Raw genomic sequence first — 23,541 nt, 5'->3', positions numbered from 1 at the left:
TTGCTCTGGTGGAGGCGGGGGCTATTGAACTTGAATAATAACTATTTGAAATTACAGTGAACAATTCCTGAGAAGTCGCCATTCTGCCCCTAAAAATGCCCCTAAAATTTTTGATGCCCCCATGATCCAGTTGGCGAAAAAAAATTGTACCACTGATGGGCGCGGTGGGCGGCGCGGGGGAGGCGTGCGGCATGAAAATGAATCATTTCAGGCTGCACAAGCAGGTTGCACAGAAATTACGCGAACTGCGCACAATGTCCAATGCGGTGTTTTGCGGATGCCCCAAAAAACAACGGCGGCCACTGCCCGCGGCTGGCCTGGGGAGGGGGGAGGGAAATCTCTGGAGCCCTTGCGCCCAAGACCGTGTGCGCCCCCAAATTTCCACCGTGCCAAATTACGCAGAGGGGGTGCCGGCCAGGCCGTGCTCCTTGAGGTGCTCCAGGGCCACGCCGATGTCGTCTTCCGAGAAGAGATTGGCCTTTCGTTGTGTCCAATCCTGTACACGGGGCGCAACGCTGCGGACGGTGGGCTCTTCGCCGGGGGGCAGCTCGTGCTTGATGACCCAATGCGCCGTGCCCAGCAGCTCCATGCCGTAGGGCGACTCGAAACCTTCCACCAGGGCGGCTACGCGGTCAAAGCGGGCCTTGGTTTCCGGGGCCTGTTCCAGCACGCCCTCCACCTGGGGCAGCGTCTCCTGGAGGATGACGATCTTCTGGCCGGGCTTGTTGGCGCCGTCGCCCCAGCCGGTCAGGTAGTGGCCGTCCAGCTCGGCAAGCACGTGGCGCAGGTTGTCGGCATAGGGGCCATAGGTCCACTTCTGGTACTTGAGCTTCATGGGTTCGCCCACCTCCTGCAGAAAATAGGCGATCTTCTGCACTTCCAGGAGGCTGGGGTCATCAATGAACACCAGCTTTTGGTAATGATCCACCGCGCCCAGAAAGGCGGCGCGGGCGTGGGTCAGCTTGGGGCGCGAGGTGCGATTGGGCATGGTCGCGGCGTCGGGCGCGCCGGCGGGGGCGTAGAGGTAGACGTCCACGTCGGGCAGGTCAGCGAAGGCGTCTTCAATGCGGGCCTTGACCTCTGCCCAGGGCAACCCGCCCAGGCCGCAGCCCAGGGGCGGGATGGCGATGGAGCGGATGCCCCGCGCGCGGACCTCCTGCACCAGGGCGGCCAAGCCTTGCTCGATGAAGGCCATGGAGCTGGGGAAGCGCCAGTGCTTTTTGGTGGGAAAATTGATGAGGAAGCGCGGGCCGTCCAACCGGGTGGATTCGGTGACGAACATGCGCCCCACCTGCACCTCGCCTGCCTTGCAAGCCTTGACATAGGCCGCATAGTTCTCGGGAAAGGCCTTCTTGAACTGCAGCGCAATGCCCTTGCCCATGGCCCCCATGGTATTCACGGTGTTGACCAGGGCATCGGCCTTGGCCGTGAGCAGATTGCCGTGTGCAAGGTGAATCATGATGCGTCCCTCATGGTCTTTAATAGTACCATTCGGGGCGGGAAGCAAGGAAGGGCACGGCGGGGAAGGCGTCCCGGACGCGCTGCTCCATGGCCGGCGTGCGTACGGCAACGCCCTTGAACAGGTCCAGGGGTACGTGGTCATGCACCAAGAATTCTGCTTGCCGCCGGCGTTTGCGGTCAGAATCGTCAGGGGTATTGGCCCACTGCCTGGCTTGAAGGACTTCCCAGTCAAGTCGCGGATCACTGTCTTCCAGATTGTAGTGGAATCGGCTGATGCTATGGGCCGCGTTCCCATCTGTGAAACAGCACGCGCGCACGGTCTCAATTTCGTGAGCCCGGGCGACAAGGTAGATCAGATCATCCTGTCCCTGATAGCCGGGCACCCGGCCGCCGTTGATGGCGTACAGCATGGGCGAACGGGTGGTGAAGTAAAAGGGAACGTAGTCCGCCACGGTGCCGAAGGGTGGCACGGGTACTTCGATCTTGTCCCGGCGGTCCTTGATGTGGGCATGTCCTATATCCACCATCGGCCCATCGCCCTGCCGCATTCGGGTGTTGCACTGCACCATGCCGGCCTGGACCATGCCGGGCAGGTTGCGTATGTGCGTGAAGTGGTAGACCAGGATGGGCATGGGGATGCACGCCAGCAAGTTAGCTGTTTGGCCAGGGGGAGACGTTTTTCAACACGGCCGCTTAGTTCTCGGGAAAGACCTTCTTGAACTGCAGCGCAATGCCCTTGCCCATGGCCCCCATGGTATTCACGGTGTTGACCAGGGCATCGGTCTTGGCTGTGAGCAGATTCCCGTGTGCAGGGTGCTCCATGTTGCATTCCTCATGGTCTTCCATAGTGTCATTCTGGACGGGAAGCAAGGAAGGGCACGGCGGGGAAGATGACGTCCACTTGTCCGGCCTTGACAGGTGCGCTGCTCCTGGCCATTCTTCAGGCATGGGAGGTCTGCATGGAACTGACCATTGAGTTTGACCGCGAAGATGACGGCCGCTGGATTGCCGAGGTGCCGGAGCTGCCCGGCGTGCTGGTCTACGGCGTCACCCGCGAAGAGGCGGAAGATCGGGCCACGGCCTTGGCCTTTCGCGTCCTGGCTGAACAGATCGAAGGCGGGGCCATCCACTCCAGGCAAACCAAGACCGTCTGCTTCGCGTGAACTGGCCTTCCGTCAAAGCCAGGCAGGTGCTGGCCGCCCTGTTTCGCCTGGGCTGGGTGGAAATCCGGCAATGCGGTTCCCACAAGACCCTGGCCCGCACGGGCTGGCCCAATTACATCTGGGCCTTCTCCGATGGCGATGAGCTTGGGCGCAAGATGCTCTCCCGTATCGCCAAACATACAGGCTTGACCCCGGAAGACTTGTAGGCCGCGGGGTGTCCCTGTTCCTCGCCTCGGATTATTGCTGTGCCCATCTCCCTGCCGCATGCCGGGCGGGTTGCGGATGTGCGTGAAGTGGTAGACGAGGATGGGCATGGGGATGCACGCCAACAAATCAACTGTTGGGCCATGGGTAGACGTTTTCCAGAACGGTTTGAAGTTCAAAGCGAGAGTTGGGCCAACATGTTGTGCAGGTTGAAAAGCTCAGCGGGTCAGCGCAATTACTCTGTCGCCCAGCGCCTCAAAGGCTTTCAAGAAGTTGTCTCTGCTCCCTGTCATTGTAAGCTCGGCATGACCAAATACTCTACCAGTATTCTTAATTTCATCGTCTGAAAGCGAAAAAATAGGTTTCGAAAGCTGTTGGCTGATTGCAATTAGAGAGTTAAAGTCTGATATATGAGCCAAGTCATATGGGGCGAACTCTGATCCAGCTAGAGCTTTCTCAACTTTTTCTCGCTCGATAACACAATCAATACTGTCCAGGGCGGGAACTAACTTATTGTTGATGGCTTCCCGAATCTTGTCAATCCACTGTTGAAAAGAAGTTGCAGGCTTGTCATTACGCGGCCGATACCTCTGTTGGATGGCGCCTAAAAATTTCGGCTTGTTTGCTATTGAATAATCATTATTGTCAAATCCATTATCCTCCTTAAATCTCTTGATTTCCTTGTGCCACTTGACAATATTCTTACTCAATGACCCGATTGCCTGAAGGCAAAAGTAATCAGGCGAAGTGGGGACAATAAAAAAATCACTCGACATTAATGCAACTTCGTTAAGCCCACCAACATTGGGGCTCAGATCATACAGCATATAGTCGGCATTCTCGCGTTTTGCAATTTTCTGCAACAGCGCAGGCAAATTGCCAGGAATATTTTTAGTTGCAGGAATCCCCGATGCAATTTTCAATGAAACACTTATTTGAGAATCTAATTCAGCAATATCAATATGCCCTGGGAGCAGTTGCAATTTGTTATGCTTGGTTTTATGGATTTTTGACGTGTCATTCCTGTGAGACAATTCTGGAGGCAGTCCACTAATAAGATCTTCAACAATGGTCTTCATCGTGAGATTGTCTCGGCTATTATAGAAAACATCCATAGTGTTTTCGTCAATCGCATCATACCCCAAAACCAGCCCAGTCAAATTACATTGCGAATCTAGATCAACGATTATAACTTTCTTCCCCTTTTCGGCCAATATCCATCCCAGATTGAAAGCAGTTGTCGTTTTGCTAACCCCCCCCTTGTGATTAAACAGGCATATTGACTTAGCCATAAACCTTCTCCTTGCATCTGAATCCTGAACAAGTGAGCAGAACAAATAGTAACATCGCCGTTGGTCCCGATGTGAGGCTGGATCAATCCGAGCAGGTTCAAAGCGGTTCGGCTGATCACTCCCAGTACTCTTCGTGAGTTAGTATGTGATCAGTCGCGTGTACGGAGGATATTGTCAAGCATCCTCTTTCCAATTGGCCAATTGCATGTTTTCCATGTGCCTCCAGGATTCATCCCTCCAGCCCCCACCCTACCCATTCCCTGACATCCACCCCCGCCGCGACCATATCCCCCACATCCTTGCCCGTGGCCGGGGGGTGGTAGCGGGCGTGGAAGGTGGCGTGCCACCAGGGCCAGGCGGTTTGGCCGGCGCGGTCGAAGTCCAGGGCGCAGAGGATGGCCGGGGCGGCGTGCAGCAGGGCGGTGGTGGTGGCGTCGGGCTTGTTGGACACGCTGCGCAGGGCCAGGACCGTCACCAGGTCGCGGGCGGCCTGGGCCAGGAGGATGGCGTCCAACTCGCCTTCTACTATGATGATGGGCTTGGCGGGGCTGTCTTGTGGCGCGCGCGCCAGGACCATGGGCGCGGTGCTGCCGCCGGGGATGGCCACATATTTTGGCCCGTTGGCGGCCAGGCGTCGAATCTTCAGGGCCACCACCTCGCCCTGCTCCACTGTCGGCATTGTCGGAATGACCAGCCCGGCCGGAAGCCAGAGTCGCTTGCCCGGCGGCAGGCCCCAAGCGAGGCGATCCACGAAGCGATCCCGCGGATTCCAGCCCAGGCGCAGGGCCTGGACCGTGGCGTCCTCCAGGCCACGGGCGCGGCTGTAGTCCGATGGGCCGGCCACCTGGGCCACGAAGGCCGCGGCGGCTTCCTTCCATAGAGAGGGCGGTGTGGGCGGTGGCGTTGGTTGGGGTAGTTTGGATAGAAGGGATGAGGCTGCCGGGCGTGGATGTGAGCGCATCCATCCCCGTCCTGCAGCGGTTGGGCCGCCCACGGCCTGGCAGGCCTCGGCATAGCTGGCCCCGCAGGCGTCCCGCAGGTACTGGATGCCGTCGCCAGTCCAGCCGCAGCCCCGGCAATAGAAGCGGCCGCCCTTGCCGCGGGGATGGTCCGGCCAGGCGCGGAAGCGATCCTGTCCACCGCAGCGCGGGCACGGGCCGGCCCACTCGCCCCCGGCGGTGCTGCCAGCCCGGCGCATCTGGTCAATGGGGAAGACGCTCACGCGCGCCCCGCACACGTCATCACGTCATACATGTCATTTCTTCTGTGATGATGTGCAGTTGCGAGCATGACGTCTTCCCCGTGTTCACTGCATCATGTCATGGGTTGACCGGCCGGATACGTCGGCGCAATGCCGGCGATGGCCCGGCAACGGGTCAGGGCCTGGGCATCAATATGCCACCCCCCGCCGTGCATTTTCCGGCTGGAACGCAGGCCGATCTTGCTGCAGGCCTTGCCCACGGCCCGGCTGTCCACCTGGCAACGGGCGTCCAGGCCATCGTTGACCCACGCGTGGATGGCTGCCGTGGGCAGCCGGCCGCCCTGGACATCGCCCTCCAGCCCCAGCACGGCCAGGGCCACCCGGCGATGCAGGGGCGGCGGGTCCTGGACGCGTCCCGCCTGACCCAGGAGCGTCCAGCACTGTTCCTGATGCCCGCGCAGCCAATTGGCCAGCGCGATGGCTCCGGCCATGGTGGCGGCGCAGATGGAGCCGATACAATCCCGGCCGGCCAGCACATCCTCCAGACAATGCAGCTGCAGGGCCAGCCGCAGGCACTGGCCCCGGAGTTTGGAGAGCAAGGAATCCTGATCCTCTCCATCCCCAAGCCATTGCTCGCGGGCCAGCTCGTCATGCCAGGCAATAAAAAGCTGCTTGGCGTCAGGCTCCAGGGTCAGATGGAGGGGGTTGTCCTCATGGAAGTCCAGCCGAAGCAGCCCGGTGACGAGCTGCACCAGGGTGGCGCGGGCCGGGCCGTTGAAGGCGGTTTCCGTCCAGAGGGGCGGCTTGTCCCTGGGCGCGCGGATGAAGGACACGCGGGCCAGCAGGCCGGACGCGGCGTCCTTGCCGGTGAAGATGTCCGCCAGCACGGCCGGCTGGATGGTCCCAAAGAGGGAGAGGCAGGCCGCGGGGATGAATCCCGTGCGGGCCTTGTTCACCCGTGAGACCTTCCAGGGGCCAGAGTCATAGGCGGTCATCAATCGTGTTTTGGTGGAACCCTGGGGGCCGCTGCTGTACTTGTCCAGGTCCAGGATCAACCCGGCCAGCTCGTCCCGATACCAGAGCAGGCCGCGGGGGTTGTCGGCGAAGATGTCCGTGAGACTCTCCACCGTGGCGTCGTCGGTGATGAGCTGTTGCCGCGGCGGCGGTTCCGGCCGGGGTGAGGTGCTGGGGTGCTTGCTTCGCTTCTGGGCTTCCCAGGCTGCGACGTCGGCTTCCCACTGGGCATTGGCCTCCTTCCATTGCTGGGTACAGGCTTTTTCCGCCTCCCAAAGCGGCGCGAAGAAGGCCTTGGCGCAGGGGCTCTTGCCCATGCCAGAGCGGGCCACCAGGGCCACATACAGGTTGGGGTGCTCGGTCCAGCCGGGTTTGATCTGCAGGCCGCGGGTGCGGCCGATGCAGGCCCCGGTGAGGGCCAGGAGGCAGCAGGCTGGCGCTTCCAGGGGCACGTTGAAGGCCTCTGCCGCCGTCTGCAGCATGTGTTGGATGGATTCGGGGAAGACGTGCACGGGCAGGGGTGGGGGCGCAGGCAGGCAGGACGGCGCAAGGGCTGCATCGTCTTCTTGCTGTGGCCTGTCCACCAGCTCCTCCCCCACGCGCCGCCGCTCCAGATACTTCTCACGGGCGTCCTGCAGGGGGATGGCTGTCACCGGGCGGCCTCCGTGGGGCTGGAGGTCACGACATTCTTGGGCGGTCTGCCCCGGCGGGGGCGGGATGCTGAAGCGGCGGCCGGCGGTGTAGAGGTGGCCACTTCGGCCAGGAAGGTGCCGTCGCACACGGCGTTGATGTCGGCTTCTCGCCAGGCGCGGGCGCGTTCCCCCACGGCAATGGGCTTGGGAAACCGGCCGGCCTTGATGCCGGCAAACCAAGTGGACTTGGAAACAGGGACACGGGACAGAACGTCAGGGAGGCGAAGCAATCTGTTGCTTGCAGTTGCCTGCATCAAGAGGACTCCTTCCCTATGCGGGAGGTTGCCCGGGGGCAAGCAATACTCAGCAGGGAAGAGAGACGCCAATCCACAGCTGTTTACACAACTTTCATTGGACTGGGGAAAAAAAACTTGCTACTTGGTTACCAATTGGCACTGGAGGCCAAGGAGCATCGTCTCCACATCCTCTGCCAGGCACGTCAATGCCCCCAGAGGTGAGGCCCCAATGAACGCCCCTCGCGTTGCAGCGCGAAGGGCGTTTTTTATTGGGCCATTTCAATTCATTCTGGGCTGCAATAATACGCAAGAAGCGACTTTCGTCAACTGTACGCCAACAAGTTAACATGTTGATTTTTAATCATAATTTTTTCAGCAAAATTTTATTTGTACAATGTGGCATTGTGCCTAGACAAATTTTGACTAGTACACGGTGCAAAAAGGCCTCGCAAATTTGCATAATACGGTGTGAGGAGACTTCAGAATCGTCTCATCTTGCTCTCAAAAAACAATTGTGAAACAAATCACAAAAAAGAAATAGTGATTTCAGTGTGTTGATTGTCCAATCAGCGACATCCCCATTCCAGGCGAATATCACCATCTGCTACGCATCAGTAGCAATAATAGTTATCAGCTCCGTAGCGCATGCATTCCCTGTGCACAAAGCGAAACCATTATGCCTGCATTAGCGTCCAACGACGATTAAGCGCAGCCAACCGCAGTCAACAGCAGTCAAAAGCGGTCAACAGCGGTCAACAGCTGCCACCCCCGCCACTGTCAGCAGTGGCTTTTTTAGGTGTACATTTTGTAAAGCGCGTCCTCTCCATGAGGTTATCCCGCAAAACGTCATGCCCAGCAGGCCGCGCCAGACCTGGGCGCATGACGTGTATGACGTGATGACGTGTTCCCTGCCGTAGTATGGGCGTGGGGTGGACGGTTGGATTTTGTTGGCATTTTCAGCGCCCCTCGCAATTCCTGCCCCTCAGTCCGTCCAGCATGTCCGCCCAGGCCTGCAGCAGGCGGCGTCGATCCTCCAGCCGATTGGCGCGGTTATAGGCGGCCTTGACCTTGTTGGCCGGGGCGTGGGCGAGCTGCAGGTCCACCAGGTCCGCCTCCCAGCCGGCTTCCACCAGCAAGGTGGTGGCCATGGCCCGGAAGCCGTGGCCGGTCATCTCGTCCCTGGAAAAGCCCATGCGCCGCAGGGCGGCCAGGACAGCGTTTTCGCTCATGGGGCGTTCGCTGGGGGAGCCGGAGGCCGTGCGGGCCGAGGGGAACACGTATCGCCCGTGCCCGGTCCAGGGTTGGAGGTCCTGCAACACGGCCACAGCCTGACGGGAAAGCGGGACGATGTGGTCCCGGCGCATCTTCATCTTGCCGGCCGGAATGCTCCAGGTGGGGGCCTCGGCAGTGTCGAGGGCAAATTCCGTCCATTCCGCATGCCGGAGTTCGCCCGGCCGGACCATGGTCAACGGTGCCAGCTGCAAGGCGGCGCGAACCACGGGCGTGCCTCGGAAGTCGTCGATGGCCCGCAACAGACCGGCCACGTCCTTGGCGGTGGTGAAGGCGGCCATGGGCTTGACCACGGCCGGGGCCAGGGCGTTGCGCAGATCGGCGGCGGGGTCGCGGTCGCAGTAGCCGCAGGCGACGGCGTAGCAAAACACCTGTGACAGGATGCCCCGGACGCGGTGCGCCGTCTCCATGGCCCCGCGGGCCTCGATGCGCCGCAGCACGGGCAGCAGGTCCGGCGCGGCGATGGTGCTGATGGGGCTATTGCCGAGATAGGGAAAGACGTTATTTGCCAGACGGGCCAGGATGGTCTCGGCATGTCCCTGGGTCCACTTGGGGCGGAACTTGTCGAACCATTCACGGGCCACGTCTTCCAAGTGGGGGGAGGCCGGTGCCGAATATGCCCCTACGCGCTCTTCGGCGGGGTCCATGCCCCTACCCAGCACTTCCTGATGCCCCTTCACCAGCCCTCTGGCCGCGGCGATGGACACGGCCGGATACCTGCCCAGGGCCAGCCGCTTCTCCTTGCCCTGGAAATAGTATTTCCAGCGCCAGAGCTTGCCGCCGGCCGGGGAAATCTCGATATACAGCCCTTGGCCGTCGAAAAGTTTGTAGGGCTTGTCCTGAGGCTTGGCGGCCCGGACCTTGGCATCGCTGAGGGGCACGGCCTTGCGGGGCATGGGGGCTCCTGGATTTTCCATGAAATGCCCCTACGGGGGCCAATGGTCATGATCTGCCCCTAAAAATGCCCCTACAATTACCGGATGTCAACGGACGCAAAAAAGCCGCCCTGCGCCTTCCTGGATGCATGTCCTTTGAAATCATTTGATTTTCAGGACTGCCCAGGACGGTGCAGGACGGCTTTAGTGGTTGCTCTGGTGGAGGCGGGGGGAATCGAACCCCCGTCCGAGAATGTTCCGCGCGACGCGTCTCCAGGTTCAGGTCATGTTTTAATGTCGCCCGTGGAGTCGTCCATGACCAAACTCTCCCACAGGCCAGCACACCTTAGTCTCACCCCTGCCGCGGCATGCGCCGGCAGCGGCCAGCCTGATGTTTTTTCGCCCTTCCCGCCTATCAGGCGTGAACGAGTCGGACGTGGCTACCTATATTAGGCGGCCAGAGCGTAATCGTAGTCGTTGTTGGCAACTAAGATGGTGCCGTTTTTTTACGAGGCCAACGGCGTCCTCGACCTGCAACGTCGACTTCCCATCCCCGTCGAAACCAGTGCGCCCCCTCTGCGATTGTGAAAGACCAGCCAGCCAAAGATACCGGCGAGCCATTCTTCAATATAACCCGCCTGCCAGAGATTGGCAAGGGGGAACAGGAAGATTGGGAGGCCGACATTGCAAATCAAGAAAAAATGATTGACTATCAATAACAAATGAACGAGAAGCAGGTTGCGCCCATGATGGGCACAAGGAGGTCTCGCGTGGACAGGATTGAACGCATCGCGCGGTGGAGTCGGAGGTTGCGGGGGGTGTTGTTTGTGGTGGCTCTGGTGTTGCCCCTGGCGCATGTGGCCTTTTGGGTGTGGATGGGCGCCCTGCCGCAGTCGCTGGTGGCGCGGGCCTTGCCGGGGAGCGTGGTGCTGCCCTTGCCGGTGGGGGCGCGGGCGTTGGGAGGGATGGTGGCGCTCCTGCCCGTTGCGGCGGCGGTGTATGGCCTGCTGGTGCTGCAACGGCTCTTTGGGCTGTATGCCCAGGGAATGATCTTTACGCCTCAAAACGTCGCATGCTTTCGGCAGCTTGCCACCGCGCTTCTGTGGTGGGCAGGCCTGGGATTTCTGCAGACGCCGCTGCTCAGCATGGCCTTGAGCCTGCATTTGCCTGCGGGGCATCGGGTCATTGAACTGGCCCTGACCACCCCGGATGTGACGGCGTTGCTCCTGGGACTCGTCCTGCGCGTGGCGGTGTGGGTGATGGAAGAAGGCTGCGAATTGCACACCGATCACAGTCTGACCATCTGACGCGTCATGTCCATCCGCATCAATCTCGATATCATGCTGGCCAGACGCAAGATGCGCTCCAACGACTTGGCGCAGCGCGTGGGCATCAGCGTGCAGAATTTGTCCATCCTCAAGACGGGCAAGGCCAAGGCCATCCGGTTTTCCACCCTGGAAGCCCTCTGCAGGCACCTGGACTGCCAACCTGGGGACATTTTGGAATTCGTGGACGACGACCTCGATCCAGATACTGATTGAACGTGCCAAGGAGTTGCCATGTTTCAACGGCTCTTGCTGTGTTCCTGTCTGGTGCTGTGTTGCGGCTGCGCTGCGGGCGGTCGCCACCATGCCACACCCGAACAGCCTCGCTCCATCACATTGTCTGCACTCAAGGCCAATCCTGCGATGCTGCAGGAGGTGGAAGGGGCCTTTTCACATGACACCCCATGCATTCTGCTGCTGGAGCAGGGCCAGTCCCTGCCCCTCACGCTGGAAGTGAACACCCCGGCCGTGACCATGGCGCCAGTGACGGGGCAGCTGGTGTTTCATCGCGACATACACATACGAATCTCCGCGAAAGGCCTGTACCTCTCGTCCGATGGCCAGACCTGGACCTCCATTCGCGATGTGGAGCAGACCAAGGCCATCTTGGGCGCAGACCATGCCACGCTCTCCCTGGCTCTCAAGGCCCTGGCCGGCCAGGGGGCGGGGGCAGTCTTGCGCGTGAATGGGACGGCAGGGAGATAGCGCGCAGTTGCCTCTGCTCATTCCTTTTCGTGAATGATGCCCGCTTCGGGATGGAAGATTTCATACCGCGTCCGGCGTGGCTGTGTCCGCTCCTGTGTCTGGAACCGCAGCACGCCGCCGCGCAGGTAGTCCTCCTCGCGGTCCAGGCACAGCCAGCGTCGGTCCAGGCGTTCGGCGGCGCGGCCGGTGGTGCAGGAGCCGGCAAAGGGATCCAGCACCAGATCGCCGGGATCAGTGAGCATACGGATAAAGAACCGCGGCAGGGCCTCGGGGAACCGGGCCGGGTGCGGTGCGATGCCGGCCTCGCGGCAGGCCCTGAGATAGGCGGAGCTGCCCCCCTCGTGCGCCAGGGCAATGAGGTTGTGGGGAATGGCGCCGCCGTTGTCCTTGCGGAAGAAGCGGTTATCGTGCCCGCTGGGGCTTTTGCGGCCCTGCCGCCCGCTGCGCAGCAGGCCGCGCATGTGCCGGCGGTAGGGCCAGCGCACGCGGGCCACGTCCGCCTTGGGCCGCTCGCTCCTGGCCAGCCACCACACATGATGCGCCGCGTCCTTGAGCCGCTCCTTGGTGTGATTTGTCCAATAGCCTGAAGCGATGGTGGCCGGGTTCCACCACGTCAGTTCCTGGGCCAGGTGCAGTCCCAACTCGCGACAGCACATGAGCAGCACCTCATACGGGTACAGGCTGCGACAGGGTCGACCCTTTTGCCAGCCGGCGCCCACATCCAGCACAAACGAGCCCGTCGGGGCAAGCAGCCGGGCAATTTCCGCAGCGAACGGCCGGAACCACTCCACATAGCGCGACTCCTCCGGATTGCCGTACGGCTTGGGGCAGCCCAGGGCAAAGGGCGGCGAGGTGCAGACCAGATGCACGCTGCCCGCCGGGAGCAGGCGCATGGCGGAAAGACTGTCCGTGACGTGCATGGAACCCAGGCCAGTGGCGAAGAACGCCGGGGGAAATGTGGCGGTGTGCATGGGACGATGGTAGGCCCTGCCCGCCCTGGCGCGGCAGAGGGAAGCGCTTCCACCCAGGGCCTTCGCCCGGAGCGCCCCCGGGGCACCCAGTCCCTCCGCCCTGCCATTGAAAATACCTCTCAATACATTTTGGTAGGGCGAATCCCACCATTTGGTAGCATCCCATGGGGGTGCGCAGCTCGACATTTTTGTATTGTTTTGTTGAACATATTAAAATCAAACATCATTTCTTGGCGATTCTACTTTGGCACGAAACCTGCCTTATCCGCTCCATCTGCATACATCCCTCGACGACATCCAAAACGGGAGGACATAGTCATGAGGAAGATCGCAATCTACGGTAAGGGCGGCATCGGCAAATCCACCACCACGCAGAACACCGTGGCCGGCCTGGCGGAAATGGGCAAGCGAGTGATGGTGGTTGGCTGCGACCCCAAGGCCGACTCCACCCGTTTGCTGCTTGGCGGTCTGAGCCAGCGCACCGTGCTCGACACCCTGCGCGAGGAAGGCGAGGATGTGGATCTGGACGATATCGTGCTGCCCGGCTTTGCCAACACGCTGTGCACCGAATCTGGCGGTCCTGAGCCGGGCGTGGGTTGCGCGGGTCGCGGCATCATCACCTCCATCAACCTGCTGGAGCAGCTGGGCGCCTTCAAGGAAGAAAAGAAGCTGGACTACACCTTCTATGACGTCCTGGGCGACGTGGTGTGCGGCGGGTTCGCCATGCCCATCCGTGAAGGCAAGGCGCAGGAAATCTACATCGTCGTTTCCGGCGAAATGATGGCCATGTACGCTGCCAACAACATCTGCAAGGGCATCGTGAAGTACGCGGATGCCGGCGGCGTGCGCCTGGGCGGGCTCATCTGCAACAGCCGTAAGGTGGACAACGAAGACAAGCTCATCCTGGCCCTGGCGGAACGCCTTGGCACCCAGATGATCCACTTCGTCCCCCGCGACAACCAGGTGCAGCGCGCCGAACTGATGCGCAAAACCGTGATTGAATTCTCTCCCGAGCATCCCCAGGCCGACGAATACCGCGCCCTGGCCAACAAGATCGACCAGAACCAGATGTTCGTGGTGCCCAAGCCCCTGTCCATCGAAGAGCTGGAAAAGCTGCTCGTGGACCACGGCATCATGAACTAGGGCCGAACCGGCACGCACCCAACCCACGATCCCAACCACTCAAGGAGCACCCCACATGTTCAGCATGGTCCGCGCCATTGTTCGTCCCGACAAAGTCAACGACGTCCTCGCCTCTCTGCTCGACAACGGCTTCCCCGCCGTCACCAAGTTCAACGTGGCTGGCCGCGGCAAACAGCGTGGCATCAAGATCGGCGAGATCACTTACGATGAAATCCCCAAGACGCTGCTGATGTGTGTGGTGCCTGCGTCCGACGTGGAATTCGTCATCAAGACCATCATGGCTGCCGCCCGCACCGGGGACAAGGGCGCCTTCGGCGACGGCAAGATCTTCGTCTCCCCGGTGGACTCCGTGTACACGGTCTCCTCTGGCATCAAGGAAGTGAAGCCCGGGGTGATCGAGGAGGTCAAGTAACATGAAAGAGATCATGGCGGTCATCCGCATGAACATGATGAACCAGACCAAGAGCGCCCTGACGGAGGCCGGCGTGAGCGCCTTCTTCGCAGTGGAAGCCCTGGGTCGCGGCAAAGGCCTGGTCCCCAAAGACCTCCTGGACGGCGTGAAGGCAGGCAGCGAGGAAGCTGCTGCCCTGCTGGGCGAAAAGGGCCGCCTGTACCCCAAGCGGGTGCTCACCGTGGTGGTGCCGGAAGACATGGTGGAAACCGTGGTCAAGACCATCATGAAGGTGAACATCACCGGCAAGCCTGGCGACGGCAAAATCTTCGTCATGCCCGTGGGCGACGCAGTACGCGTGCGCACCGGTGAAAAGGGCAACGAAGCCATCGACGAGATGTAGCGCCGGGCCTGCGCGTACCGGGATTGCAACTGATTTTCACAGGGAGCACGACAATCATGGCGACCAAGTCCAAAAAGCCAGCAGAAATCACCACGGAGAGCCTGGCTTCCTTCAAGGAAGATGTGCTCAAGAAGTACCCGCCCAAGGTGGCCCGCAAGCGGAGCAAGCAGTTCCTGCTCAACGAGTTCCAGGGCGAAGACGCACCCCTTATTGAAGCCAACGTCCGGACCATCCCCGGCATCATCACCATGCGCGGCTGCACCTACGCCGGCTGCAAGGGCGTTATTCTGGGCCCCACGCGCGACATCGTGAACATCACCCACGGGCCCATCGGCTGCGGGTTCTACTCCTGGCTCACCCGGCGCAACCAGACCCGCCCGGACACCGAAACCAGCGAGAACTTCATCCCTTACGCCTTCTCCACCGACATGAACGAAAACGACATCGTCTTCGGCGGGGAAAAGAAGCTCAAGGCGGCCATCCGCGAGGCCTACGCCCTCTTCAAGCCCAAGGCCATGGCCATCTTTGCCACCTGCCCTGTGGGCCTCATCGGCGACGACGTGAACGCCGTGGCCCGGGACATGAAGCAGGAACTCAACGACCAGGGCATCGACATCAACATCTTCGCCTTCTCGTGCGAAGGGTACAAGGGCGTCTCCCAGTCTGCCGGCCACCACATCGCCAACAACCAGATCTTCACCCACGTGGTGGGGACCTCCGACACGGTGGTGGAAGGCAAGTACCGCATCAACATGCTGGGCGAGTACAACATCGGCGGCGACGCCTTTGTCATCGAAGACCTGATGCACCGCTGCGGCATCACCATCAACGCCACGTTCTCGGGCAACTCCACATACGATGACTTCGCCCGCGCCCACACTGCGGACCTGAACTGCATCATGTGCCACCGGTCCATCAACTACGTGGCTGAAATGATGGAGATCAAGTACGGGATCCCCTGGATCAAGGTGAACTTCATCGGCGTGGAAAGCACCATCAAGAGCATGCGCAAGATCGCTGAATACTTTGGCGACCAGGAGCTCAAAGACAAGGTGGAGCAGGTCATCGCCGAAGAAATGCCCGCCGTGGACGCTGCGCTCAAGGACATCAAGCCCCGCACCGAAGGCAAGACGGCCATGCTGTTCGTGGGCGGCTCCCGCGCCCACCACTACCAGGACCTGTTCCGGGAAATGGGCATGACCACCCTGGCCGCAGGCTACGAGTTCGCCCACCGCGACGACTACGAAGGCCGCAAGGTCATCCCGTCCATCAAGGTGGATGCCGACTCCCGGAACATCGAAGAACTGGATGTGCATCCTGATCCGGAACTCTTCAAGCCCCGCAAGTCCGCCGAAGAACTCAAGGCCCTGGACGAATGCGGCTTCGAGTTCAAGGACTACCACGGCATGATGCCGGACATGAAGCCGGAATCCCTCGTCATCGACGACCTCAACCAGTACGAGGCCGACGAGCTGGTGAAGAAGTTCCGCCCCGACGTGTTCTGCGCCGGCATCAAGGAAAAGTTCAGCATCCAGAAGATGGGCATCCCCATGAAGCAGCTGCACAGCTACGATTCCGGCGGCCCTTACGCCGGGTTTGCGGGCGCCATCAACTTCTACCAGGAAATCGACCGCCTGGTGAACACCAAGGTCTGGGGCTACATGAAGGCCCCCTGGCAGAAGAAGCCCGAGCTCGTGGCCTCCTACGCCTGGAACGACGCGTAAGGCCCAGCACAGCAAAAGGTTCTATCAGGAGAGCATCATGTCCACACTCCTTCGCCATACCCCTGTTGAAATAACTGAACGGCAGGCGCTGAGCATCAACCCCGCCAAAACCTGCCAGCCCATCGGCGCCATGTACGCCTCCCTGGGCATCCACGGCTGCCTGCCACACTCCCACGGCTCCCAGGGCTGCTGCGCGTACCACCGCTCCGCCCTCACCCGGCATTACAAGGAGCCCATCAGCGCCGGCACCAGCTCCTTTACCGAAGGCTCCTCGGTCTTCGGCGGCCAGTCCAACCTGCTGGCAGCCATCCAGAACATGTTCACGGTGTATGAGCCCGAAGTCATCGCCGTGCACACCACCTGCCTGTCCGAAACCATCGGGGACGACGTGCCCCAGATCGTGGACAAGGCGGACAAGGAAGGCAAAATCCCGGCTGGCAAGCACGTGGTCAGCGCCTCCACACCGTCTTACGTGGGCTCCCACGTCACCGGCTTCGCCAACATGGTCAAAGGCATGATTAAGGGGCTGGCCAAGCCCAAGACCAAGCCCAACGGCAAGGTGAACATCCTGCCCGGCTACGTCGAGCCCTCGGACATGGCGGAAGTCAAGCGCCTGGCCAAGATGATGGGCGTGAAGACCATCTGCATCCCGGACACCTCCGGCGTGACCAACGGCCCGCTGACCGGTGAATACAAGATGTACCCCGACGGCGGCGTCACTGTGGCTGAACTGCAGGATTGCAGCAACTCCAAGGGCACCATCGCCATGGGCTTCTGGGCCTCGGCCGACGGCGCCCGCTACCTGGACACCGAATACAAGGTGCCCTGCTCCATCCTGGAACTGCCCATCGGCCTGGGCTGCACCGACGCCTACGTGGATGCCCTGCGCACCATCGCCGGCGCGGCTGTGCCCAAGGAAATCGAGTTCGAACGCGGTCAGCTGGTGGACATGATCTCCGACTACCACCAGTACTTCTACCGCAAGAAGGTGGCCCTGGTGGGCGATCCCGACCAGCTCGTCGCCCTCACTGATTTCCTGGTCTCCCTGGACATGCTGCCCATCCACATCGTCACCGGCTCGCCGGCGGGCAAGCGGTTCGTGGGCAAGATTGATGAAATCACCAAGGACATCGGCTACAAGGTCAACGTCCGCGAGCACGGGGACATGTTCCTGCTGCACCAGTGGATCAAGCAGGACAAGCCGGACCTCATCATCGGCAACTCCTACGCCAAGTACATCGCCCGTGACGAGGACATCCCCCTGGTGCGCCACGGCTTCCCCATCGTGGACCGCGTGGGCCATCAGTACTTCCCCACCACCGGCTACCGCGGCGGCATGCGCCTGATCGAAAAGATCGTGGACGCCCTGCTCACCCGCACGGAACGCGACGCCCCGGTGGAAACCTTCGAACTGGTCTTCTAATCCGCAACACGCCCCAGGAGCGGGGCCGCCCGGCCCGGGCAACCTCCCGGCCCAGGCCCACGGCAGCCCCGCTCCTTTCTTTCCACCACATTTCGGGAACCCGCAGGCACGCACCATGCACAGCACGGCCCCCCTGGACTCCGAACTCTCCTGCGGCAGACTCCATCTGCCGGTGGCCGCCCGCTGCAACATCCAGTGCAAATACTGCGACCGCAACTACGACTGCGCCAACCAGTCCCGCCCGGGCGTGGCCAGCGAGCTCCTCACCCCCACCCAGGCCCTGGCCTACCTGGATGCAGTCCTGGCCGCCAAGGACGACATCACCGCCGTGGGTGTGGCCGGCCCCGGAGACGCCCTGGCCGATCCGGAAAAAACCCTGGAAACCCTGCGTCTGGTGGCCCAGACCCACCCGCAGTACACACGCTTCATTTCCACCAACGGCCTGGCCCTGGCCGAGCACGCCCAGGCCCTTACCGAAGCCGGCGTCTCCCGGGTGTACGTGGCCGTGAACGCCGTGGACCCGGCCATCGCCGCCCGGGTGTACTACTTTGTCCGCGCCGGCAAGCGCAATCTCTTCGGTCAGGAAGGCGCCGCCCTGCTCATCGAATCCCAACGCCAGGGCATCGCCGCCTGCAAGGCGCTGGGCCTGGAAGTCATCGCCGTGTGCACCGTGATCCCCGACATCAACGATGCCCACGTGGCCGATATTGCCGCATGGCTGGCGGCGCTGGGTGTGGACGGGCTGGAACTGACCGCCTTCCACCCGGCCCAGGCCTCTCCCCTGGGCGCGCACCCCCCCGCCACCAAGGCAATGATGCTCGCCGCCCGCGAAGCCGCCGCACCGCATCTGCCCCTCATGGAATGCTGCACCCACTGCCGGGCCGATGCCATTGGCCTCCTGGGCGAGGAAAAGGCCACCACCGTCTTGAACAAAATCAAGGCCATGGCCGCAAACGAAAGCCCCTGGGCCATGCCAGACGCCCAGCGGCCCCTGGTGGCCGTGGCCACCAGCAACGGCGAAACCGTGGATACCCACCTGGGCCACGCCCGCCGGCTGCTCATCTATCAGAACGATCAGGGCCTCGTGACCCTGCAGGGACACCGCCAGGCCCCGCCCAAGGGCGGCGGCGACGACCGCTGGAAAGCCCTGGCCGACCTGCTGGCCGACTGCAAAATTTTGATCGTCGCCAGCGCCGGGGACACCCCGCAGCGGGTGCTCGGCGAGCACGGCCTGAGCGTGCGCGTGGTGCCCGAAGACACGGACGTGGCCGCCGCCGTGCTGGCATCCTTTGGCGTCAAGAACAAAAAAGGCAAACAATCCAAGTGAGTGGAGGAGACCCCGTGGAAAAGCCAACCTATCACATCCTGCTGTGCCAGTCCTTCCGCGCCAAGGGCGAACCCAAGGGCGTGTGCCACAAGAAAAGCTCCGGCCTGGCAGGCTACGTTGAAGAACAGATCCTCGATCGCGGCCTGGATGCCCTGCTGACCACCACCAGCTGCCTCAAGCAGTGCGACAACGGCCCCGTGATGGTCATCTACCCCCAGAACGTCTGGTACGGCGGCGTGGAATCCGAAGATGCCGTGGATGCCATCCTGGACGCCATGGAAGAAGGTGGCGTGGCCGAGGATTTTGCCCTCTAGTTTAACAATTTCGTCAGGCGGCCCGTGTTTTCGGCCGGGCCGCCCTGGACAATTTTCACCAGATTGTTAGCTTTCATACCGTCGTCATCTGAAAACTGACCATCAGACCCAGACGCACGGAGGACCGCCATGACCGACCACGCCACGCCCACCAAATCCGTTATTTTCGAGGAACGGGCGGATCAAATCCACGTCACCGGCAACGACGCCGCCGGCGCGCCCAACGTCTTTGATCTCGCCTGCAACCGCCCCAGCCTGGCCGGCGCTGTCTCCCAGCGCGCCTGCACCTTCTGCGGCTCCCGCGTGGTCCTCTACCCCATTGCCGACGCCCTGCACCTGGTCCACGGCCCTATCGGCTGTGCGGCCTACACCTGGGACATCCGCGGGGCCATGTCCTCCGGTCCCGAGCTGCACCGGCTCTCCTTCTCCACGGATCTGCAGGAGCGCGACGTCATCTTCGGCGGGGAAACCAAGCTGTACAAGGCCCTCATCGAACTCATCGACCGCCACGAGCCCAAGGCCGCCTTTGTCTATTCCACGTGCATCGTGGGCATCATCGGGGACGATATCCAGGCCGTCTGCAAGAAGGTGAGCGAGGAAAAAGGCATCCCCGTGCTGCCCGTGCAGAGCGAAGGCTTCAAGGGCAACAAGCGCGCCGGCTACGAGGCCGCCTGCAAGGCCATGGCCCAGCTGGCCGGCACGGCGGACGTGTCCGACGTCTCCCCCCTGTCCATCAATATTTTGGGCGATTTCAACCTGGCCGGGGAAATCTGGGTCATCCGCGATTACTACGAGCGCATGGGCCTGCAGGTGGTGGCCACCATCACCGGCGACGGCCGCGTGGACGCCATCCGCCGCTGCCACGGCGCAGCCCTGAACCTGGTGCAGTGCAACGGGGCCACCCAGCCCTTCGCCAAGATCATGGAAGAGAAATACGGGCAGCCGTATATCCGCGTCTCGTACTTCGGCATTGAGGACATGGCCCAAGCCCTCTACGATGTGGCCGAGTTCTTCAAGGACAAGGACCCCGCCATCATGGACCGCGCCCGCAAGATCGTGGCCGAGGAAGTGGGCGGGCTGCTGCCCAGGCTGCGGGAGTTCCGCAAGGATCTGGAGGGCAAAAAGGCCGCCATTTACGTGGGTGGCGCCTTCAAGGCCTTTTCCCTCATCAAGGCGTTCCGGCACCTGGGCATGCAGGTGGCCCTGGTCGGCTCCCAGACCGGGACCAAGGAAGACTACGAGGAACTGGCCGCCATCTGCGATCCCGGCACCATCATCGTGGACGATTCCAACCCCCTGGAGCTCTCCGCCTTCATCAAGGAAAAAGACGTGGACATCTTTGTGGGCGGCGTGAAGGAACGGCCCATTGCCTACAAGCTGGGCATCGGCTTCTGCGACCACAACCACGAGCGCAAGGAATGCCTGGAAGGCTTTGTCGGCATGTACAACTTCGCCCTGGAAGTGCACCGCACGGTCATGAGCCCGGTGTGGCGCTTCATGCCCCGCCGCGTGGCCAAGGCCGCTGCCACCGCCCACTGCACGGAGGCTACCATATGAGCGACGCCACCACCCTGGAACGCACCCCCAAGGGGCCGACCATGAAAGCCAAATCTCCCGATTTCGTCTCCACCACCAATGCCTGCAAGCTCTGCACGCCCCTGGGCGCGAGCATCGTCTTCCGCGGCATCGAAGGGGCCATCCCCTTCCTGCACGGCTCCCAGGGCTGCGCCACGTACATGCGGCGCTACATCATCAGCCACTTCCGCGAACCCATCGACATCGCCTCCTCCTCCCTGGGCGAGAAGCAGGCCATCTACGGCGGCGGCCCCAACCTCAAGCAAGGCCTCCTCAATGTGATGAAGAAGTACGAGGCCAAGATGGTGGGCATCGCCACCACCTGCCTCACCGAAACCATCGGGGACGACGTGGCCATGCTCCTGCACGAATTCAAGCAGGAATTCGGCGACCTGGACCTGCCGGATCTGGTGCACGTCTCCACGCCCAGCTACTCCGGCTCGCACATGGAAGGCTTCCAGGCCGCGGTGAAGGCCGTCTGCGATCAGATGCCCCTGCCCGTGAGCGCCGAGAACCCCAAACACGCCGGCGTCAACCTGCTGTCTGGCTTCGTCTCCCCCGAGGACATCCGCAACGCCAGGGACATCTTCGAGCGCTTCGGCCTGCCCGTGACCATCCTGCCGGACTATTCCGAGACGCTTGACGGTGAAATTGTTGACGATTACCAGAAGCTCCCCCCCGGCGGCACACCCCTGGCCAGTCTCAAGGCCATGGGGGCGGCCCGGGCCACGGTGGAGTTCGGCGCCACCCTGCATCCGGACAACTCCGGAGCCAAGGTGCTGCACGACAAGTTCGGCGTGCCGGGTTACCGCCTGTCCACGCCCATCGGCCTGCGCGCTTCGGACGCCTTTTTCGAGACCCTGCAGGAGATTTCCGGTCAGCCCCTGCCCGCCCGCTACGCCCACGAGCGCGGCCGCTTTCTGGATGCCCTGGTGGACGGCCACAAGTACATCTCCGGCAAACGCGCCGTGGTGTACGGGGAAGAAGAGCTGGTGGTGGGCCTCACGGGGCTGCTGGCGGAAATCGGCATCGTGCCCGTGCTGGTGGCCTCTGGCGGCAATTCCGGCCTGCTCAAGGAAAAAATCGCCGAGGCCTGCGGGGATCTGCTCAAGGAATTGCCAGATGTTCGCCCCAACATCGACTTTTTTGAAATCGAGAACGAAACCAAGGCCCTGAAGCCTGACCTCATCCTTGGCAATTCCAAGGGGCACCGCATCGCCCGCGATGCCGGCGCGCCCCTGATCCGCGTGGGCTTCCCCATCCACGACCGCTTCGGCGCCGCCCGCATGCCGCACCTGTTTTACACGGGCACGCAGTCGCTGTTTGACCGCATCGTCAACGCCATCATCGAAAAACGCCAGGCCGACAACCCCCTCGGCTGGAGCTACGTCTAAAGGAGCGGCGCCATGCAAGAACTTCTCGCCCCGTCCACCGTGTCCCAGTCCAAGGATTTTTCCAAGCATCCCTGTTTCAACAAGGAAGCCAAGGGGTCCTGCGGCCGCGTGCACCTGCCTGTGGCGCCCAAGTGCAACATCCAGTGCAACTTCTGCAACCGCAAGTACGACTGCGTGAACGAGAGCCGGCCCGGCGTCACCTCCGCGGTGCTCTCCCCGGCCCAGGCCGTGCATTATATGGATAAGGTGCTGGCCAAGGAGCCGCGCATCACCGTGGTGGGCATCGCCGGCCCCGGCGATCCCATGGCCAATGCCGACAAGACCATCGACACCATGCGCCGGCTGAACAAGAAGCATCCGCAGCTGCTCTTCTGCCTCTCCACCAACGGCCTGGGCCTGCCGGCCCATGTGGACGAACTGGCCGAGGTGGGCGTCTCCCACGTCACCGTGACCGTGAACGCCGTGGACCCCGAAATCAGCGCCGGCATCTACGCCTGGATCCGCGACGGCAACGTCATGTACAAGGGTCTGGAAGGCGCGAAGCTGCTGCTTTCCCGGCAGCTGGAAGGCATCCGCCGTTGCAAGGAGCTGGGCATGGTGGTCAAGGTGAACACCATCGTCATCCCCGGCGTCAATGAACACCATCTGGAAGAAATCGCCAAGACCATGAAGGCCCTGGGCGTGGACGTGCTCAACTGCATGGGCCTCAAGCCCGTGGCCGGCACCATTTACGAAAACATCGAAGAACCCCAAAAGGCCAAGCTGGACGCCATCCGCGACACCATGGAACAGCACCTGCCCCAGATGCGCCACTGCCAGCGCTGCCGGGCCGATGCCGTGGGCCTGCTGACCGAAGACCGCACCAAGGAAATGGCCGGCTGCCTCTCGGCCTGCAGCAAGCTGGAACTGCCCGCAGAAGAAACCAGGCCGTACGTGGCCGTGTGCACCCAGGAAGGCCTGCTGGTGAACCGCCATCTGGGGGAGGCGGAACGCTTCCAGATCTGGAATCAGACGGCGGAGGGCTGCTACGAACTCGTCGAGGAGCGCCCTGCCCCCTCCCGGACCTCAGGGCCCAAACGCTGGCTGATGGTGGCGGAGCTGCTCAAGGACTGCAAGGCCGTGCTCTGTGCCGCCATGGGCGCCACGCCGCGGGCCGTGCTGGAGGAATCCGGCCTGGCCTGCCACGAAATGCAGGGACTCATCGATCAGGGTCTGGCCGCGATCTACGGTCACGGCGACCTCTCCCAGTTCCGCAAGCAGAAAGGCGGCTGCAAGATGGCCGGCTGCGGCGGCAGCGGCGAGGGGTGCTAAGGCAAGGTATCTTTGACAGGAGTTCTCGGGGGAAAACCTTTCTAAAGAAAGGTTCTTCCCCCGAACCCCCTTTNCCTTTCCAAAGACTTTTTATTGTGATTCAAGGC

General features: G+C 61.9%; 24 protein-coding genes and 1 other RNA gene. 15 read left to right on the top strand and 10 right to left on the bottom strand.

What is annotated here, in order from left to right:
• Nucleotides 1–394: 394 nt before the first annotated feature.
• The 3 genes from darG to DGI_RS19405 form a co-directional block, all read right to left on the bottom strand.
• On the bottom strand, nt 395–1,459 hold the full coding sequence (gene darG, locus DGI_RS06135) for a type II toxin-antitoxin system antitoxin DNA ADP-ribosyl glycohydrolase DarG (RefSeq protein ID WP_021759939.1): 1,065 nt from the start codon (nt 1,457–1,459) through the stop codon (nt 395–397).
• Nucleotides 1,460–1,478: 19 nt separating this feature from the next.
• Nucleotides 1,479–2,093 (bottom strand): type II toxin-antitoxin system toxin DNA ADP-ribosyl transferase DarT, encoded by a 615-nt coding sequence (gene darT, locus DGI_RS06130; RefSeq protein WP_021759938.1) that lies wholly within the window; start codon nt 2,091–2,093, stop codon nt 1,479–1,481.
• Between the two features lie 61 nt (nt 2,094–2,154).
• Nucleotides 2,155–2,283 (bottom strand): macro domain-containing protein, encoded by a 129-nt coding sequence (locus DGI_RS19405; RefSeq protein ID WP_021759937.1) that lies wholly within the window; start codon nt 2,281–2,283, stop codon nt 2,155–2,157.
• A gap of 68 nt (nt 2,284–2,351) precedes the next feature.
• Between DGI_RS19405 and DGI_RS06125 the strand changes: the two genes are divergently transcribed.
• The gene (locus DGI_RS06125; protein WP_235619946.1) at nt 2,352–2,624 is read left to right on the top strand and encodes a type II toxin-antitoxin system HicB family antitoxin; all 273 of its coding nucleotides are present in this window, start codon (nt 2,352–2,354) and stop codon (nt 2,622–2,624) included.
• Nucleotides 2,621–2,830 (top strand): type II toxin-antitoxin system HicA family toxin, encoded by a 210-nt coding sequence (locus DGI_RS06120; RefSeq protein WP_021759935.1) that lies wholly within the window; start codon nt 2,621–2,623, stop codon nt 2,828–2,830. Before DGI_RS06125 ends, DGI_RS06120 begins: the two co-directional genes overlap by 4 nt.
• A 216-nt stretch (nt 2,831–3,046) precedes the next feature.
• Here DGI_RS06120 and DGI_RS06115 read toward each other — a convergent pair whose 3' ends face one another.
• The 6 genes from DGI_RS06115 to ssrA all read right to left on the bottom strand — a co-directional run bounded on the left by DGI_RS06115 (nt 3,047) and on the right by ssrA (nt 10,003).
• Nucleotides 3,047–4,120, bottom strand: coding sequence for a ParA family protein (locus DGI_RS06115; protein ID WP_021759934.1), 1,074 nt, complete (start codon nt 4,118–4,120; stop codon nt 3,047–3,049).
• A 229-nt stretch (nt 4,121–4,349) separates the two neighbouring features.
• Nucleotides 4,350–5,342, bottom strand: a complete 993-nt coding sequence (locus DGI_RS17840; protein ID WP_081696858.1) for a primase-helicase zinc-binding domain-containing protein — start codon at nt 5,340–5,342, stop codon at nt 4,350–4,352.
• 92 nt (nt 5,343–5,434) lie between these two features.
• A complete protein-coding gene (locus DGI_RS06105) occupies nt 5,435–6,988 on the bottom strand; it encodes a DUF3987 domain-containing protein (protein ID WP_021759932.1) in 1,554 nt (517 codons plus the stop codon).
• Entirely contained in the window at nt 6,985–7,281 is a 297-nt protein-coding gene (locus DGI_RS06100) for a helix-turn-helix transcriptional regulator (protein WP_034607614.1), read from the bottom strand. The genes DGI_RS06105 and DGI_RS06100 overlap by 4 nt, the downstream gene beginning before the upstream one ends.
• 938 nt (nt 7,282–8,219) lie before the next feature.
• Complete coding sequence (locus DGI_RS06095) at nt 8,220–9,449, bottom strand: tyrosine-type recombinase/integrase (protein ID WP_034607612.1); 1,230 nt, start codon at nt 9,447–9,449, stop codon at nt 8,220–8,222.
• A gap of 196 nt (nt 9,450–9,645) precedes the next feature.
• Nucleotides 9,646–10,003, bottom strand: a transfer-messenger RNA (tmRNA) gene (gene ssrA / locus DGI_RS17835).
• A gap of 195 nt (nt 10,004–10,198) precedes the next feature.
• Between ssrA and DGI_RS06090 the strand changes: the two genes are divergently transcribed.
• Genes DGI_RS06090 through DGI_RS06080 form a run of 3 tightly spaced genes read left to right on the top strand, consistent with a single transcriptional unit; the run spans nt 10,199 to nt 11,458 of the window.
• Nucleotides 10,199–10,735 carry a DUF2975 domain-containing protein gene (locus tag DGI_RS06090; RefSeq protein ID WP_021759927.1) on the top strand — a complete coding sequence of 179 codons (537 nt, stop codon included), beginning with the start codon at nt 10,199–10,201 and terminating at the stop codon, nt 10,733–10,735.
• Between the two features lie 6 nt (nt 10,736–10,741).
• Entirely contained in the window at nt 10,742–10,969 is a 228-nt protein-coding gene (locus tag DGI_RS06085; protein ID WP_021759925.1) for a helix-turn-helix domain-containing protein, read from the top strand.
• Nucleotides 10,970–10,987: 18 nt separating this feature from the next.
• On the top strand, nt 10,988–11,458 hold the full coding sequence (locus DGI_RS06080) for a hypothetical protein (protein ID WP_021759924.1): 471 nt from the start codon (nt 10,988–10,990) through the stop codon (nt 11,456–11,458).
• 17 nt (nt 11,459–11,475) lie between these two features.
• Here the strand turns inward: DGI_RS06080 and DGI_RS06075 are convergent, their stop codons facing one another.
• On the bottom strand, nt 11,476–12,429 hold the full coding sequence (locus DGI_RS06075) for a DNA-methyltransferase (protein WP_051286549.1): 954 nt from the start codon (nt 12,427–12,429) through the stop codon (nt 11,476–11,478).
• 318 nt (nt 12,430–12,747) lie between these two features.
• Here DGI_RS06075 and nifH point away from each other — a divergent pair, with 318 nt between their 5' ends.
• The 10 genes from nifH (at nt 12,748) to nifB (ending at nt 23,434) form a co-directional block, all read left to right on the top strand.
• Nucleotides 12,748–13,572: a nitrogenase iron protein gene (gene nifH, locus DGI_RS06070; protein WP_021759922.1), complete on the top strand. Its 825-nt coding sequence runs from the start codon at nt 12,748–12,750 to the stop codon at nt 13,570–13,572.
• Nucleotides 13,573–13,627: 55 nt separating this feature from the next.
• Nucleotides 13,628–13,984 (top strand): P-II family nitrogen regulator, encoded by a 357-nt coding sequence (locus tag DGI_RS06065; RefSeq protein WP_021759921.1) that lies wholly within the window; start codon nt 13,628–13,630, stop codon nt 13,982–13,984.
• A gap of 1 nt (nt 13,985) precedes the next feature.
• On the top strand, nt 13,986–14,366 hold the full coding sequence (locus DGI_RS06060; RefSeq protein WP_021759920.1) for a P-II family nitrogen regulator: 381 nt from the start codon (nt 13,986–13,988) through the stop codon (nt 14,364–14,366).
• A gap of 56 nt (nt 14,367–14,422) precedes the next feature.
• Nucleotides 14,423–16,090 (top strand): nitrogenase molybdenum-iron protein alpha chain, encoded by a 1,668-nt coding sequence (gene nifD / locus DGI_RS06055; protein WP_021759919.1) that lies wholly within the window; start codon nt 14,423–14,425, stop codon nt 16,088–16,090.
• Nucleotides 16,091–16,127: 37 nt separating this feature from the next.
• Nucleotides 16,128–17,513: a nitrogenase component 1 gene (locus DGI_RS06050; protein ID WP_021759918.1), complete on the top strand. Its 1,386-nt coding sequence runs from the start codon at nt 16,128–16,130 to the stop codon at nt 17,511–17,513.
• A gap of 115 nt (nt 17,514–17,628) precedes the next feature.
• Entirely contained in the window at nt 17,629–18,840 is a 1,212-nt protein-coding gene (locus DGI_RS06045; RefSeq protein ID WP_021759917.1) for a radical SAM protein, read from the top strand.
• A gap of 14 nt (nt 18,841–18,854) precedes the next feature.
• Entirely contained in the window at nt 18,855–19,154 is a 300-nt protein-coding gene (locus DGI_RS06040) for a (2Fe-2S) ferredoxin domain-containing protein (protein ID WP_021759916.1), read from the top strand.
• Nucleotides 19,155–19,283: 129 nt separating this feature from the next.
• Nucleotides 19,284–20,711: a nitrogenase iron-molybdenum cofactor biosynthesis protein NifE gene (nifE, locus tag DGI_RS06035; RefSeq protein ID WP_021759915.1), complete on the top strand. Its 1,428-nt coding sequence runs from the start codon at nt 19,284–19,286 to the stop codon at nt 20,709–20,711.
• Nucleotides 20,708–22,123, top strand: a complete 1,416-nt coding sequence (locus DGI_RS06030; RefSeq protein ID WP_021759914.1) for a nitrogenase component 1 — start codon at nt 20,708–20,710, stop codon at nt 22,121–22,123. The genes nifE and DGI_RS06030 overlap by 4 nt, the downstream gene beginning before the upstream one ends.
• 12 nt (nt 22,124–22,135) lie before the next feature.
• Nucleotides 22,136–23,434 carry a nitrogenase cofactor biosynthesis protein NifB gene (nifB, locus tag DGI_RS06025; protein WP_202961837.1) on the top strand — a complete coding sequence of 433 codons (1,299 nt, stop codon included), beginning with the start codon at nt 22,136–22,138 and terminating at the stop codon, nt 23,432–23,434.
• The last annotated feature ends 107 nt before the right edge of the window (nt 23,435–23,541 follow it).

The organism is Megalodesulfovibrio gigas DSM 1382 = ATCC 19364 (assembly GCF_000468495.1).
GTDB lineage: Bacteria > Desulfobacterota > Desulfovibrionia > Desulfovibrionales > Desulfovibrionaceae > Megalodesulfovibrio > Megalodesulfovibrio gigas.
This window is presented reverse-complemented; position numbering and strand designations above follow the sequence as displayed.

Excerpts from the sequence above, each read along its gene's own strand:
- DGI_RS19405 (WP_021759937.1), bottom strand. The coding sequence starts at position 2,283 with ATGGAGCACCCTGCACACGGGAATCTGCTCACAGCCAAGACCGATGCC.
- DGI_RS06080 (WP_021759924.1), top strand. The coding sequence starts at position 10,988 with ATGTTTCAACGGCTCTTGCTGTGTTCCTGTCTGGTGCTGTGTTGCGGC.
- darT (WP_021759938.1), bottom strand. The coding sequence starts at position 2,093 with ATGCCCATCCTGGTCTACCACTTCACGCACATACGCAACCTGCCCGGC.
- DGI_RS06100 (WP_034607614.1), bottom strand. The coding sequence starts at position 7,281 with ATGCAGGCAACTGCAAGCAACAGATTGCTTCGCCTCCCTGACGTTCTG.
- nifB (WP_202961837.1), top strand. The coding sequence starts at position 22,136 with ATGCAAGAACTTCTCGCCCCGTCCACCGTGTCCCAGTCCAAGGATTTT.
- DGI_RS06085 (WP_021759925.1), top strand. The coding sequence starts at position 10,742 with ATGTCCATCCGCATCAATCTCGATATCATGCTGGCCAGACGCAAGATG.
- DGI_RS06030 (WP_021759914.1), top strand. The coding sequence starts at position 20,708 with ATGAGCGACGCCACCACCCTGGAACGCACCCCCAAGGGGCCGACCATG.
- nifD (WP_021759919.1), top strand. The coding sequence starts at position 14,423 with ATGGCGACCAAGTCCAAAAAGCCAGCAGAAATCACCACGGAGAGCCTG.
- DGI_RS06095 (WP_034607612.1), bottom strand. The coding sequence starts at position 9,449 with ATGCCCCGCAAGGCCGTGCCCCTCAGCGATGCCAAGGTCCGGGCCGCC.
- DGI_RS06045 (WP_021759917.1), top strand. The coding sequence starts at position 17,629 with ATGCACAGCACGGCCCCCCTGGACTCCGAACTCTCCTGCGGCAGACTC.
- nifH (WP_021759922.1), top strand. The coding sequence starts at position 12,748 with ATGAGGAAGATCGCAATCTACGGTAAGGGCGGCATCGGCAAATCCACC.
- DGI_RS06050 (WP_021759918.1), top strand. The coding sequence starts at position 16,128 with ATGTCCACACTCCTTCGCCATACCCCTGTTGAAATAACTGAACGGCAG.
- DGI_RS06115 (WP_021759934.1), bottom strand. The coding sequence starts at position 4,120 with ATGGCTAAGTCAATATGCCTGTTTAATCACAAGGGGGGGGTTAGCAAA.
- DGI_RS06065 (WP_021759921.1), top strand. The coding sequence starts at position 13,628 with ATGTTCAGCATGGTCCGCGCCATTGTTCGTCCCGACAAAGTCAACGAC.
- DGI_RS06075 (WP_051286549.1), bottom strand. The coding sequence starts at position 12,429 with ATGCACACCGCCACATTTCCCCCGGCGTTCTTCGCCACTGGCCTGGGT.
- DGI_RS06060 (WP_021759920.1), top strand. The coding sequence starts at position 13,986 with ATGAAAGAGATCATGGCGGTCATCCGCATGAACATGATGAACCAGACC.
- DGI_RS06125 (WP_235619946.1), top strand. The coding sequence starts at position 2,352 with ATGACGTCCACTTGTCCGGCCTTGACAGGTGCGCTGCTCCTGGCCATT.
- darG (WP_021759939.1), bottom strand. The coding sequence starts at position 1,459 with ATGATTCACCTTGCACACGGCAATCTGCTCACGGCCAAGGCCGATGCC.
- nifE (WP_021759915.1), top strand. The coding sequence starts at position 19,284 with ATGACCGACCACGCCACGCCCACCAAATCCGTTATTTTCGAGGAACGG.